We start from the raw sequence: 14,038 nt of genomic DNA on the forward strand, positions 1-14,038 counted from the left end.
TGGATTAGCCTATTTATCATCAGTTGGGTTGTGGTAAGAACTTTTACTGCCATTAAGCTGTTGTTGCGCTTCTTTTTTTAATTTAGAAACTTGTTCTTCAGCTCTTTTCGCGGCATCCTCGGCATTTTTAGCCCAGTCAGTGCCCATCTCGACATTTTCATTCTTTTTACTATTAGATAAATCCATCTGTTAAGCCTCCATTCAACTTTCAGGATTGTTCTTTCTATTTTCCCCAATCCCGACCAGATTAAACTGGTTGTTTTATCCTGAATGGTTACTGGCTGCAATCTTGAACGCCAAAATAAGCATTAATAATCATTTTTAACGTATCCTCTGGCATATGAAGGTGCTCAATATCCGACCCTGAAATCAACTCGACTGTATTGTCATCGTTAAAGTCGAAGGAACGGGATAAATAGTCGATAAATACGCTAATCATCTCATTTAACCGCACTTCCTCAGGTGTGAGGTTTGCGTTTTCAGCATCCTCGATGATCTCCAATTTATCAAAATCAAGCGCATTTTTGATCAACGTTAAAATCTCGTAATTTGTCGCTGGGTTTGGATTTGTAATATTATAAATTGTATTTGGTTTTGCTTTTCTTTCAGCCAGCGCTAAAATATCTGCAACGTAATTGACCGGCACAAAATTCGAAGTTGCATGTTTACTGCCGAGAACACGATAGACTTTGTCTGGTTCTTCAGATGATCTTGCAATGCGGCGCTTAAATACATCAAGTGCACGCATAAAGCCATATAAGGTGAATTCTGAATCAGCCTCGCCTGTAACGGAGTCGCCCACAATAATTGAGGGACGGAAAATCGATACATCAAAGTCTTTCGAATAAGTGAAGGCAAGATGTTCAGATTGAACTTTGCTATCTTCGTATGGATTATGACCTGCTACATCTATCGGGTAAAGTTCTTCAATTCCATGCGCATGCTTTCCTACGGTATAGGCGGTACTTATATAAAAGAATTTAGATACATTCAGGCGTTTAGCAAGTTCAAGAGCTTGCTTCGTACCTTCGTAATTAATCAAAAATAATTCATCTCGTAATTCTTGATCGAATTTAACAAGAGCGGCTAGATGATAAAAAATCGAAACTTCATTCACAAGCTCGTTTATTTCATCTTCATTAAGTCCGCAGTTTGGTTTTGTAATATCCCCGCGGAGCAGTGTAATGCGATTTTCCGCGTCACCCGGGAGAGTTGAAACTAGCTTTTCAGCTTTCTCTATATCTCTGACTAGCACATATAAATTATGGGTTGTCGATTGTAAAAGATTTGTCAGCAGTTTCCCGCCTAAAAACCCTGTTGTGCCTGTTAAAAAAATTGTCAAACCGTACGCCTCCATCAATTGGATCGAAAAATAAATCCTTATCTAATTTCTATTTTAGATTATCGCATAAATCCCGATGAAAAGATAAGAAACACCTCGTTAAATTGACAGTGTCCCTTTTTTCACGTAGATTTAGACATGTGTGTATTCTTATTTTAGCCGTTATGAACGGCTATATAAATTTCATTTTACGGGGTGCCTGAAATAAAGACACTTGTTAAGAAATGAGGAGTTACTATTGAAAAAAGAAGATTTCCTGCCAGTGATACTGGGATCTGATGATAATGCTTATGGAATGGCAAGAGCCTTCCACGAACAATATGGAATTAAAAGCATCGTCGTAACGAAGGGGCATATTTTGCCGACGATGCACAGTAAGATTGTTGAGAAAAAGATATATGAAAAATTGGACGAACCTGCGTATTTCATTAAAAGCATGCTCGATCTACATAAAGAGTTGAAAAACCGTGCTGAAAAACTGCTCGTTATCGCCAGCAACGAAAACTACGCTGAACTCGCGATTCGTCATAAAGCGGAGCTTGAACCGCATTATATCCTGCCGTTTATCAGCGAAGATCTGATGGATCAAGTCGTTTATAAGGAACGGTTTTATGAGATGTGCGAGGAGCATGGACTTGATTATCCGGACACGCTAATTTTCAAAAAGGGAATGGATCCTGAGATGGAGCTCCCATTCGATTTTCCAATCGTCGTAAAGCCGTCAGACAGCATGACTTATTTCAATGCGCAGTTTGAAGGAAAGAAAAAGGCTTACGTTCTACATGACAAAGAAAGTTTCACCAAGACGATCAACGATATTTATTCATCGACATATGAAGACTCGCTGATTGTTCAAGATTATATACCTGGTAATGATACAGTAATGCGTGTCTTGAATGCTTATGTCGATCAACATGGGAAAGTGCGTATGATGTGTATGGGTCGCGTTATATTGGAAGATTACACCCCGATTTTAATAGGCAACTACGTCGGAATTATTGGCGAGGAAAACCAAGAGATTTATGCGAAATATAAAAACTTCCTCGAGAAAATCGGATTCAGAGGCTATGCCAATATCGATTTGAAATACGACCGCCGTGACGGCAAGTATAAAATTTTCGAATTGAATATCCGTCAAGGTCGCAGTAGCTATTTTGTAACTGCAAATGGATATAATATGGCGAAATACCTCGTGGAAGACCGTGTATACGACCGACCTGCGCCAACTGAATACGGCACGAACAATCATCTATGGCATACGGTTCCAAAGGATCTTTTGATCAAGTATACGATGGATGAGGATTTGAAAAAACAAGTTATCGATCGATTTGAAAAAGGCGAAGCCTCAAGCACGCTTTATTACCCGAAGGATTTAGGGTTTATTCGTCGATTTAAATTAAATTCATTTTATAAAGATTATTATGGTAGATTTGAAAAATATTTTAAGTTGAAAGAGTAAGGTAATGTCTCGGATTGTAGTTAATTCGAGAAAATGGAGGGTTTAACGAAATGGCTTTGCTTGATAAATCAAATAAGCAAGACGTGAAAAGATATGATGATTTTGTTCGAAATTCCAAATATCGTTCCGTGACTCAGGATCGTTTATGGTCCGAGGTTAAAGACGATTGGGGCAACGAGCATGTTTATCTAGAGAGAAATGGCGAAATTGTTGCCGCGCTTTCAATATTGATCAAGCGACTTCCTGGTGGGTTTTCGGTTTTATATGCACCGAGGGGACCGGTTTGCGATGTTTCAGATATTGAACTTGTGGAAGAACTACTAAAAGAAGCCGATATAGTCGCTAAAAAAAACAAAGCAATTATGTTGAAGTTCGATCCGGAAGTATCGTATTCGGATGAATTGTATAATTTATATAAAAATAAAGGATTTAGTTTAATTTCAAAAGATGATGACCAAGACAAATTAATACAACCGAGATTAAATATGATTCTCTATTTAGAAGATCATGATGAAGAGTCTATTATGATGAAATTTTCAAAAAGATGTCGAAGCTCAATCCGCGGTTCGGCTAGAAGGGGCGTAGAAGTTCGTTATTCGCGAAGCGACGAGGATATTGAAATCCTCCATGACGCCTATATGACAATGGCCGCGAGGAATAAAATATCAACAAGATCGGTTGAATATTTTAAGCAAATCCGAGATTCTTTTGGAGAAAATTGCAGAATCTATATCGCGACGCATGAGGATGATATATTAGCAGCCGGCTTGACGATTAATTATTACGGTAAATTATATTTCTTATATGCGGGCAGTACGAATATAAAGCGTAACTTGAATCCGAATCACCTCATGAATTACGAGATGATAAAATGGGGAATCGAAACAGGCGCCGAGCAATACGACTTTGGCGGCGTTTTCGAGCTATCGAACAATGATGGGTTATATATGTTTAAAAAGAGTTTTTGCGATAAAGATGAACCTGCCCAGTACATCGGAGAGATTAATAAGGTGTATAAACCGTTTATGTACAATGTGTTGGAGACTATGGTCCCTAAAATCCAAAACTTACGGAAGAAAATAAGTCGCAGATAGTTGTTGGTGAAATCATAAAGTAAAGGTTTTGAAGTGATATGGAAAAGAAAACTTTGGGAATTATCGGCGGCGTCGGTCCATTGGCGACGATGTATATTGGCGAAATGCTTGTTCGAATGACAGATGCCGATACAGATCAAGAACATATAAATATGGTCATCACCAATAATACGAAGATTCCTGATCGAACCGCATTCATTTTGGGGGAAAGCACGGATGATCCTGTGCCGTATATTATTTCTGATGCAAACCGACTTCGTGTTGCACAAGCTGAAGTGCTTATCATGCCGTGCAATACTGCGCATTCCTTTTACGATCAAATTCAAAAAGAATCGGATTTGCCGATTATTAATATGATTGATGAAACGGCCGAGCGGGCGAAACAGATTAATGCGGAACGTGTTGGGATTCTTGCGACTACAGGGACAATTTCCTCAGGCGTTTACCAGGACGCGTGTGAAAAGTATGGATTGACGCCTGTATTGCCAGATTCCGATATCCAATCACTCGTCATGTCGCTCATCTATGACGATGTTAAAGCAGGTAAACCTGTAGATCCGGAAAAATGGAATACGATTAGCCGTGCGATGAAGGAAGCGGGTTGTGATGTGCTAATTCTTGGCTGCACGGAACTGTCAATCGTGCGTAAAGAATTAAAGCTTGAAGGATGCATCGATTCGCTTCTCGTTCTAGCCGAAGCAGCAATAACGGCTTGCGGATATCGATTAAAGTAAAAGAAGCATTCAGAAGTGTGCGAGGGCAACTTCTGAATGTTTTTTTAATGGATAGTCATAATGTCTATGATACACTTGTAAGAACAGTCTGAAAGTAGGGATAAAGATGTCTTTTGTGGAAAAAATGGACGATGTATTTAAAGAGAAATGGAAGTTTAAAAATGAAATGCCGATCCAGAAAAAAATGATTCCAGAAATACTAGCCGGCAAGGATATCGTTGCACAATCTCCGACCGGCACTGGAAAAACGCTTGCATACACGATACCTCTTTTACATTTGGTGGACGGCAGCAAACAACAAACACAGGGGCTGATTGTTGCTCCTTCTCAAGAGTTGGCGATACAAATCACCGATGTCATTCGGGAATGGATTGTCGGGACGAACATTACAGTCGCACCATTGATCGGCGGTGCGAATGCTAAACGCCAAATTGACCGATTAAAAAAGAAACCGACAATTGTCGTCGGTACACCGGGCAGGCTTGCTGAGCTCATTCAAACGAAAAAATTCAAGATTTTTGAAGTTCGACATATCGTGCTGGACGAAGGCGATATACTCTTATCGCGTGAACATCGCGTCATCATTAAAAATATGATTAATGGCGCAAATCCTGACCGTCAAGTGGTTGTTGTCTCTGCTACGATTACTGATGAAATCGAACGGGTGGCAAGCGAGTTCATGAACGAACCGCTTCGCATCCATCTTGAAGCGGAACATATGCCGAAGACGGGCACAATCACGCATTCATACATTAAAACGACGGTGCGCGATAAGACGGATATACTGCGGGGACTTTCTCACGTTAAAGGCATGCAAGCGCTCGCTTTCTTGAACAACATCGACCAAGCTCGAATGAAAGATATGAAGTTGAATTACAACAAAGCGCCGATTGTCGTCCTGCATTCCAATATGCGTTCGCAGGATCGTCAAACCGCGCTTGAAAGTTTTCGTAAGGGAGACGCTTCCATTTTAATAGCAACGGACCTGGCCGCTCGTGGATTGGATATTGAAGGGCTGACACATGTAATCCACGTTGATACGCCTCATACAATTGAGCAGTACGTGCATCGTTCTGGGAGAACCGGACGCGCGGGTGCAGACGGGGAAGTGCTTTCCTTATTGACACCTGCCGAAGAACGAGATTACCGAAAGCTGACAAGAGGAAATCGCCCAGTAGAAAAGATTTGGCGGAATGGAAGACTGCAGGAAGTCTCTTCGATTCCTAGAAGACCAACAAATAGAAGGAAATAAAAAAGTTGTCGACGAAATCCTCTTTGGAGGATTTTTATCGACAACTTTTTGTTTTTTATTAGATTTCAGTCAAAATAATTGGTTTATCTTTCGTGACAATAATTGTATGTTCGATTTGCGCGACCAGCGAGTTGTCAGGCGTTACAAATGTCCACCCATCACCTAATTCAACAATGTTTTCGGCTTTTTCCGAGATGAAAGGTTCAACAGCTAAAACCATTCCCTCTTTCAGCAATGTTTTATCCCAAGCATCGAAATAGTTTAGAATATGTTGTGGTTCTTCGTGTAACGATTTTCCGATCCCGTGGCCTGTTAAATTACGAATAACGGACAAGCCGTTTCGTTTTGCTTCACGTTCGACAGCTTTTCCGATGCCGCTCAAATTAGAACCCGCTTTTACGCGCAACATCGCCCGGTCGAACGCTTCTTTCGCTACATCGCATAATTTTTGTTTTCTTTCATCAGGTGTCCCTACGACAAATGAAATACCTGTATCTGCAAAGTATCCATCACAAGAGCCCGAAACGTCTATGTTTACAATATCTCCATCTTTAATGACACGTGATCCAGGAATGCCGTGCGCGACTTCATTATCGACACTAATGCAAGTATATCCAGGGAAGTCATATTCAGCGATCGGAGCAGAAACTGCGCCTTTTTCTTTAAAGAGGCGTCCGCCGATTTCGTCTAATTCTTTCGTCGTCATACCGGGAACAGTCGCTTTTTTCATCGTATCTCTGATTTCAGCAACGATTCTGCCGATTTTTTTCAAACCCGTAAAATCCTGTTCTGTTTTAGCAATCATATATTGTACAATCCTTTCTTGCCTACGTTTATTTCCATCCTACACTATAGCACAAAAAACGATAGAAAAAAGCCTGCATACATTAACAATGTATGCAGGAATTATAGGGAAGACAACTACTCATTTCAACAGTTTGACACCATGAAAAACATTCCATATAATTACGGCTAAAAATAATGCTGAATAAATCAGCGTGAAAATAAACGGCGCGAAACTCCAAAAATCAAATCCTCCGCTAAGAATGCTAGTCATTCTGTTTTCAAAAGAAAACATAGAAAGAGAAAAGATGATAATGCCAGCAATTAAAAGAATGACAGGAATCAGATGGGAGATGAATGCGCGTCTAGCATGATTTTTCACTTCTTGTTCATCTGTAACCAAATAGATGACAAACGGCAGCAATAAAGGAAAAAAGAATACGCTAAAATAGCATAAGGAACTTAGTAGTTTTTGATTTGTCATCGTGGTCATCCTCCTTGAACGTATAAGGTCAGCTTGCTATAAAATAGCTTCTATTATACAATAGACAAGGAAAACTTAATAAGTTAAACCACAAGGGGGGCCTTTTCGGCTGAGATAAAACAATATGTTTTGACCCTTCGAACCTGTAAGATTATTCTTGCGTAGGGATGTGGATGGAAACAGACCTTATTAGAAGAAGTGCAATTTGCTTCTCTCATAATAAAGATGTCCCGTTCTATCCGGGATGTCTTTTTTTATTTCAATCCGGCGTCCCTGCGATCAACTAATAGGGAGAAGATTATTTTGGACAGAGGTAGACTACAATTATTATTGGAAATCGCTATATTAGGGGCGCTTTCCTTCGTGCTTGACCAGTTGACAGTCTTTCAAATGCCTCAAGGCGGATCGATTACGCTTTCTATGCTGCCGATCATCGTCATGGCATTTAGATGGGGCCTGGCTGGCGGAATGTTAACTGGATTTATTAGCGGATTATTGCAATTAATATCAGGCGGTAAAGTGTTTCATTGGGCGCAAGCTCTTCTCGATTATACGTTAGCGTATACGCTTGTTGGTTTAGCCGCTATAACAGGCATTTGGTTAATTAGAAATGTCGCGCAAAAGAACAAAGGCGGTATGGCTGCAGCTATAATTATCGGAACGGTGGTTGGTGGACTACTTCGCTACCTGATTCATTTTATCGGCGGAATTGTCTTTTTCGGGGAGTATGCACCTGAAGGTCAACCAGCATGGCTTTATTCACTCATATACAACGGAAGCTATATGATTCCATCCATAATATTATGTGCAATTGTAGCGGTATTGTTATTCACGACAGCACCAAGACTATTAAAACGCGCATAAAAAATAACCTTTCGTCCCAAAGATGGGAGGAAAGGTTATTTTTTATGTGAAGGTTTTAGTAAATACAAGCCAGCCCCAATAACAAACGTCAGGAATAGGGCAGCCGTGGAAACAAAGAGCTCATCAAATCCGTTTTTCACCGCAATGCCGATAAATACCCATATGAATACCAAGTTAAATGCAATATCTCGATAATGATACATAAAGTGAAGCGCAATTGCCGTTGATATTGTCAAATAGATGACTGCCCACAGTGAATTACTGAGCCCCCATCCGCTCCACTCGTGAAAGGTAAGCAAATAATTGGTTAGTTCGATTAGGGAAATGACGCTGCATCCAAATAATAATGAAATGGGAACTCTATCCCAAAAATGATTCTTTCTCTTGGGGTACGTAAAATAAAGGGTTGCAGTCAGTAGCAGAATAGTCAACATGACAGCAAATTCCAAGTTGAAGAACTCATAATGCCATGAATAAATCATAACAATATTTAATAATGAAATAAAAATGAATAATACAGTTCTTTTGTTCAAGACTGAATGACTATAATTGTCTCGTGTACGCCAAAAGTTGTAAATCCAACCGCCAAGAAGTATATAGATGAACACCCAAATAACGAGAACATAGCTAGCGGGTGTAAACAGAATGGGTAAACGATTCATGATTTCTGCTGCCGTTACATCATTAAAAGGAATGAAGATAGATGTGACATAGACAGTAATCGTGCCAATGAGTGATAATACCATCATAATTATTCGCGACATGTTAAAATCCTCCTAATTAATCAGTATACAGTTGAAACCATTCCCCTGCGAGCGTAATTATGAAACTTCTGTCACAAATGATTTTTTTCGATTCTCGAAATTCCATGGTATAATAGATAAGCATATTTAGAAAATTGAAAATGCCCGGGGGAGGAACGAGAATGAATAAAGTAAAGTATTCTGAAGTATGGGATTTAGACGTGTTTTATAAAGGCGGAAGCGATTCCGAAGAATTGAGAACACATCTTGATGATGTTGATAAATTACTTAATTCATTGGAAAAAGAAGCGGTGGAATTCAGTGTTCCCGAATCAGTAGATGCAGCCAATGATATTATTAACCTAATCGAATCAATTAAAAACGTTGCATTGAACTTAACGCAAGCAGGGGCGGTAATCGGATGTTTTCTTGCGGCGGATACAACAGACAAAAAAGCACTTTTATTACAAGGTGAAACGAGCACGTTAGGTGCAAGATTCTCGACTGTAATGTTGAAGATTCAACAAACACTTTCAAAATCGGAAGATGCGGTTTGGAAGGAACTAATGGAATCCGATGATCTTAAAGAATTTGCATTTATATTAACAGAGTGGCGCGATGAGGTCGCATTAAAGCTCTCAGAAGAGGAAGAAAGTCTTGTTACAGCGCTCAGCGTTGACGGATACCACGGATGGGGAAAGTTGTATGATCAACTCGTTAGCGATATTAAGATTACAATCGAAGTAGACGGAGAAGAAAAAGAATTATCCGTCGGCCAGGCAGCTAATTTAAGTTCTAATTCAGATGCGGGTATCCGTAAACGTTCCTTCGAAGCACTGGAAGAAGCTTGGGCGGAAAAAGAAGATTTCTTTGCGGCAACATTAAACCATTTAGCTGGTTTTAGGTTAGCGGTGTATAAAAAGCGCGGTTGGGATTCAGTCCTCAAAGAACCATTACTCACAAATCGCATGAGCCAAAAAACACTTGATGCAATGTGGGGCGCAATCGGTGCCAATAAAGCGCCGTTTGTCGACTATTTAAATGTGAAAGCGAAAATGCTGGGAACTGAGAAGATGAACTGGTACGATATTGACGCGCCAGTCACAGAATCGACGATGGAATTATCCTACCAAGAAGGTGCAGAATTCATCCTGAAGCATTTCGGCGAATTCGGACCGCAACTGGAGTCGTTTTCACGTAAAGCATTTGAGGATAGTTGGATTGAAGCAGAAGATCGTCCCAACAAACGACCTGGCGGGTTCTGCACAGGAATGCCGATGTCTGAGCAATCTCGTATTTTCATGACGTATAGCGGATCCATGTCGAACGTTGCGACACTTGCGCATGAACTAGGCCATGCATTCCACTCTTACGCGCTGCGTCCAGTACACTGGATGAACCGCGGCTATGCAATGGGGGTAGCTGAAACGGCTTCTACATTCGCGGAAATGATAGTTGCAGATGCGGCTGTGAAAGCGGCAGAAACGAAAGATGAAAAAATCGCCTTACTTGAAGATAAAATTCAACGAAGCGTAGCATTTTTCATGAATATCCATTCTCGCTTCTTATTTGAAACACGCTTTTATGAAGAACGTGAAAAAGGTATCGTATCAGCAACGAGATTAAATGAACTTATGGAAGAAGCGCAAAGAGAGGCTTACGGGGATGTACTCGATACAGTTCATCCGCACTTCTGGGCATCAAAACTTCATTTTTATATTACCAGCGTTCCATTTTACAACTTCCCGTACACGTTCGGGTACCTATTCTCGCTTAGTATCTATGCCAAGGCGTTAGAAGAGGGAGCTGGTTTTGAGGAGAAATATATCGCATTGCTTCGCGATACAGCAGTCATGAGCGTTGAGGACCTGGCGATGAAACATCTCGGCGAAGACATTACAAAACAAGAGTTTTGGGCAAAGGGTGTTGCATTATGCGTGAAAGACGTTGAGGACTTTCTTGAACTCACTACAAAAGAAGGTTGATAAAAAATGATTCTTCTCGAAGGTAAAAGTTGTTACTTGCGAATTTTAACTGAAGAGGATGCCGCAATCTTCACAAAATTATTAAGTGCCAATAAAAAATATTGGTCGATTTTCGAACCGAGACAGGAACCAGGTTTTTACACTGTAGCGATACAAAGAGATAAGATTAAAGAGTCGCTCTTTCAAATGCGAGATCGAAGAGAGTATAACTTCGGCATTTTCAAATCTGATACGAATCAGTTAATAGGTCATATATCCTTATACAGTATTAAACGGCTTCCGTTTTCAAGCGGATTCATCGGCTATTCAATCGACGAAAGGCATACTGGAAAAGGAATTGGCACCGAAGCGGTTCGTCTCGTGACGGAATTCGCTTTCGACAGAGTCGCTTTACACCGTGTCGAAGCGTATGTTTCTCCGCGGAATAAAGGGTCGATTATTGTGCTTGAAAGATCAGGCTACCGACAAGAAGGATTATTGCGGCAAATCCTTTATATCAATGGCGTGTGGGAGGATCATTATATGTATGCAATGATCGAGGACGATTTTTGAAAGGGCAAGACCGCTTTGCGGAAACTTAAAGCAAAATTAAAAAGCCGATTCCTGTAAAAAGGAATCGGCTTTTGCTTATTATTTTGTAGATTGCCCGGGAAATATGTCGAATTCCTAGATGTTTTTATATCCGTCAACAATAGTATCTAATTCACCAGTTGTCGGGTTAATAACTAATCCGTGAATAGGAACTTTTGGGTCCATTAAAGGATGATTTCGAACTTGTTTTACGCTAGCTTTAACACTTTCCATTACATCGTCGAATCCATGCAGCCATTCTTCCATGTCGATACCTGAATATTGAAGTGTTTTAAAAAGGCTTTTGTCGATTCCGCGTGCAACCATATCTTCAATGATATGATCTGTATCAATTGCATTCATCCCGCAGTCGTGATGACCGATGATAAATACTTCATCTGCTTGAAGTTCATATACTGCAATTAGAATACTCCGCATGATTCCGCCGAAAGGATGCGTGACAACAGCCCCAGCACTTTTGATGAGTTTAGCATCGCCATTTTTCAAGTTCATTGATTTGAGAAGAAGTTCTGTAAGGCGCGTATCCATGCATGTTAAAATCACGATTCTTTTGTCGGGGAATTTCGTAGTAGAATACTGTTCGTATTGTTTTTCGTTTACAAACTGTTTATTATGTTCTAGTATTTCACCGAGAAGTGTCATAGAAAAAGCTCCTATCTTTTTGAATTTCAGCCTCGGGCGGGTGCCTTCGGTTTCATTCTAACCATTGTACTGAAAAAATGAGAAAAAGAAAAGAGCTGCATTAGGCAGCTCTTAGTAATCTTAGTAATTCGTATCTGGTTTAGGATCTATTTTAGTTGCTTCAGAAGAATCAAATGCTTTAACTAGAAAATGCATGATGAATCCTGCTGATAGACCAAGCATTACCATGTATCCAATAACTGTTAAGTACATTAAGCCCATCTCATTGACCCCTCTCATAATCATAATTTCTCTATCTGCATTATACCTTATTCAGCTGAACATTTTAAGGGGTTCAGCAATAATCATGCTGAAATGTGACAGATTGTTGAACGCTTCTCAGGGGCAAAGGCTGCTAGCATTAAAACGCCCAGTTGCCTTTGCGGAATACCGCCTCTGTAGTCCCATCTTCATTTACGCCGTCAATATCCATGTCCTCGGATCCGACCATAAAATCGACATGGGTAATACTTTGATTCAATCCGTGTTTCTCAAGATCTTCACGTGCCATTGTTTTTCCGCCTTCTAGGCAAAACGCATATGCACTGCCGAGCGCGAAGTGGTTAGAAGCATTTTCATCAAACAATGTATTGTAAAAAAGTACGTTTGATTGTGAAATAGGAGAGGCATGTGGAACGAGTGCAACCTCACCAAGACGTTTCGCCCCTTCATCAGTATCGATTAAGCGCTTTATGACTTCTTCACCTTGTTCAGCTGAAATATCAGTTACACGTCCATCTTCAAAAGTGATCTTGAAGTTATCGATAATGTTGCCGCCATAGCTTAATGGTTTTGTGCTCGAAACGTAGCCATTAACTCCATCTTTATGCGGTACGGTAAATACTTCTTCAGTCGGCATATTCGCCATGAAAGCATGGCCTTTTTCGTTTAGGCTGCCTGCACCACACCACAAATGTCCTGCGGGAAGATCAACAATTAAATCTGTTCCAGGTGCACGATAATGCAGTTTCTTATAACGCTTTTCATTCAAATAATCGACTTTTTCATGCAAAGTTTTGTCATGGTCGATCCAAGATTGAACAGGGTTTTCTGTATTTGCTCTGACAGCTTTGAAAATGGCATCCCAAAGAGCGGGAACTTGTTCCTCGGCAGGTAGCTCCGGAAAAACCTTTGCTGCCCACGCTTTTGATGGTGCAGCAATAACTGTCCAACTAAATTTGTCGGCTTGCATATCTTGACGGAATTTATCGAGTGCGATTCCAGATGATTTTTGTGACTCGCTAATCCGGGAAGGATCAATACCTTGTAATAAATCGGGACTTTGAGACATGATGCTCATAAATGCGGCACCTTTTGCTCCCAGTTGTTCACGCTCCATAACTTTCCACTCGGGAAACTCAGAGAATGAATCAGCAGGCGCTTTTTCAAACCGCAAGCGTGAAATTACATCATCCGAGAAATCGACGATTACTTGGCGTGCACCCGCATCATAGGCTTTTTCAGTGACGAGGCGAACAAATTCAACTGCGTCAGTTGATGCGCTAATAAATAGATGTTGATCTGGTTGGATATTAACGCCTACCTTGACGGCTAATTCAGCATAATTGGAAAGTTGTTGTTCAAATGTGGGCATATACATTGCTCCTTTCGATATACTTTCAATAGTACCAATTTCTAACTAGAAGGTACATATTATTTTGTGAATTGAGTCATAGAGTATTTAAAAAATTCATTCGCGTAAAAAAAGAAGCTTTCCTATCCGAGAGGATAGAAAGCTTCTCCTTTAATTTCGTAAAGATCCCAGTTCCGCAGCGATTGCTTCGATTTCGTTTGAACTGATATGACTACGCTTCATAACCATATTGTACATATATAGCAAGTCGTCATATTTATCAGTGTTGAAGTGTTCTGCTTTCATCGCATCAACATTAACCATGCGAAGCTTTTCTTTAATTTGCTCAACCATATACTTTACATTTTCATCTGAAGGTTTTGTTAAATCCATGATTAGTAGCCGCCTTTCATTAACTGTCACTTATCATTTCATTATATCTCAAACCTGTCA

General features: G+C 40.2%; 16 protein-coding genes and 1 riboswitch. Of the genes, 7 read left to right on the plus strand and 9 right to left on the minus strand.

Annotated features, from left to right (window positions below; translation table 11 throughout):
- Positions 1 to 9: 9 nt before the first annotated feature.
- Complete coding sequence (locus G8782_RS16880; protein ID WP_172373369.1) at positions 10 to 186, minus strand: hypothetical protein; 177 nt, start codon at positions 184 to 186, stop codon at positions 10 to 12.
- Positions 187 to 274: 88 nt separating this feature from the next.
- Positions 275 to 1,342, minus strand: a complete 1,068-nt coding sequence (locus G8782_RS16885; protein WP_172373371.1) for an SDR family oxidoreductase — start codon at positions 1,340 to 1,342, stop codon at positions 275 to 277.
- 238 nt (positions 1,343 to 1,580) lie between these two features.
- Between G8782_RS16885 and G8782_RS16890 the strand changes: the two genes are divergently transcribed.
- The 4 genes from G8782_RS16890 (at position 1,581) to G8782_RS16905 (ending at position 5,881) form a co-directional block, all read left to right on the plus strand.
- The gene (locus G8782_RS16890) at positions 1,581 to 2,801 is read left to right on the plus strand and encodes a carboxylate--amine ligase (RefSeq protein ID WP_172373373.1); all 1,221 of its coding nucleotides are present in this window, start codon (positions 1,581 to 1,583) and stop codon (positions 2,799 to 2,801) included.
- A gap of 50 nt (positions 2,802 to 2,851) precedes the next feature.
- The gene (locus G8782_RS16895; protein ID WP_172373382.1) at positions 2,852 to 3,895 is read left to right on the plus strand and encodes a lipid II:glycine glycyltransferase FemX; all 1,044 of its coding nucleotides are present in this window, start codon (positions 2,852 to 2,854) and stop codon (positions 3,893 to 3,895) included.
- Between the two features lie 38 nt (positions 3,896 to 3,933).
- Complete coding sequence (gene cuyB, locus G8782_RS16900) at positions 3,934 to 4,629, plus strand: cysteate racemase (RefSeq protein WP_172373384.1); 696 nt, start codon at positions 3,934 to 3,936, stop codon at positions 4,627 to 4,629.
- 106 nt (positions 4,630 to 4,735) lie between these two features.
- Positions 4,736 to 5,881 (plus strand): DEAD/DEAH box helicase, encoded by a 1,146-nt coding sequence (locus G8782_RS16905; RefSeq protein WP_172373386.1) that lies wholly within the window; start codon positions 4,736 to 4,738, stop codon positions 5,879 to 5,881.
- A gap of 58 nt (positions 5,882 to 5,939) precedes the next feature.
- On the opposite strand, the gene map is transcribed toward G8782_RS16905, so the two are convergent.
- Entirely contained in the window at positions 5,940 to 6,686 is a 747-nt protein-coding gene (map, locus tag G8782_RS16910) for a type I methionyl aminopeptidase (protein WP_172373388.1), read from the minus strand.
- Between the two features lie 120 nt (positions 6,687 to 6,806).
- A complete protein-coding gene (locus G8782_RS16915) occupies positions 6,807 to 7,148 on the minus strand; it encodes a magnetosome magnetite crystal formation protein family (protein ID WP_172373390.1) in 342 nt (113 codons plus the stop codon).
- A gap of 83 nt (positions 7,149 to 7,231) precedes the next feature.
- Positions 7,232 to 7,333: riboswitch (TPP riboswitch) on the plus strand.
- 118 nt (positions 7,334 to 7,451) lie between these two features.
- Between G8782_RS16915 and thiT the strand changes: the two genes are divergently transcribed.
- The gene (thiT, locus tag G8782_RS16920; protein ID WP_172373394.1) at positions 7,452 to 8,012 is read left to right on the plus strand and encodes an energy-coupled thiamine transporter ThiT; all 561 of its coding nucleotides are present in this window, start codon (positions 7,452 to 7,454) and stop codon (positions 8,010 to 8,012) included.
- Between the two features lie 35 nt (positions 8,013 to 8,047).
- Here the strand turns inward: thiT and G8782_RS16925 are convergent, their stop codons facing one another.
- The gene (locus tag G8782_RS16925; RefSeq protein ID WP_172373396.1) at positions 8,048 to 8,776 is read right to left on the minus strand and encodes a tryptophan-rich sensory protein; all 729 of its coding nucleotides are present in this window, start codon (positions 8,774 to 8,776) and stop codon (positions 8,048 to 8,050) included.
- Between the two features lie 161 nt (positions 8,777 to 8,937).
- Between G8782_RS16925 and G8782_RS16930 the strand changes: the two genes are divergently transcribed.
- On the plus strand, positions 8,938 to 10,740 hold the full coding sequence (locus G8782_RS16930) for a M3 family oligoendopeptidase (RefSeq protein WP_172373399.1): 1,803 nt from the start codon (positions 8,938 to 8,940) through the stop codon (positions 10,738 to 10,740).
- Positions 10,741 to 10,746: 6 nt separating this feature from the next.
- Positions 10,747 to 11,292 (plus strand): GNAT family N-acetyltransferase, encoded by a 546-nt coding sequence (locus G8782_RS16935; protein WP_172373402.1) that lies wholly within the window; start codon positions 10,747 to 10,749, stop codon positions 11,290 to 11,292.
- Positions 11,293 to 11,406: 114 nt separating this feature from the next.
- Here G8782_RS16935 and G8782_RS16940 read toward each other — a convergent pair whose 3' ends face one another.
- The 4 genes from G8782_RS16940 to G8782_RS16955 all read right to left on the minus strand — a co-directional run bounded on the left by G8782_RS16940 (position 11,407) and on the right by G8782_RS16955 (position 13,978).
- On the minus strand, positions 11,407 to 11,973 hold the full coding sequence (locus G8782_RS16940; protein WP_172373405.1) for a beta-class carbonic anhydrase: 567 nt from the start codon (positions 11,971 to 11,973) through the stop codon (positions 11,407 to 11,409).
- Between the two features lie 120 nt (positions 11,974 to 12,093).
- A complete protein-coding gene (locus tag G8782_RS16945; protein ID WP_172373408.1) occupies positions 12,094 to 12,234 on the minus strand; it encodes a hypothetical protein in 141 nt (46 codons plus the stop codon).
- A 139-nt stretch (positions 12,235 to 12,373) separates the two neighbouring features.
- Positions 12,374 to 13,606, minus strand: coding sequence for an aminopeptidase (locus G8782_RS16950; protein WP_172373409.1), 1,233 nt, complete (start codon positions 13,604 to 13,606; stop codon positions 12,374 to 12,376).
- Between the two features lie 150 nt (positions 13,607 to 13,756).
- Positions 13,757 to 13,978 (minus strand): DUF1128 domain-containing protein, encoded by a 222-nt coding sequence (locus tag G8782_RS16955; protein ID WP_172373411.1) that lies wholly within the window; start codon positions 13,976 to 13,978, stop codon positions 13,757 to 13,759.
- Between the last annotated feature and the right edge of the window lie 60 nt (positions 13,979 to 14,038).

The sequence above is a fragment of the Sporosarcina jiandibaonis genome, from assembly GCF_013184495.1.
Lineage (GTDB): Bacteria > Bacillota > Bacilli > Bacillales_A > Planococcaceae > Sporosarcina > Sporosarcina jiandibaonis.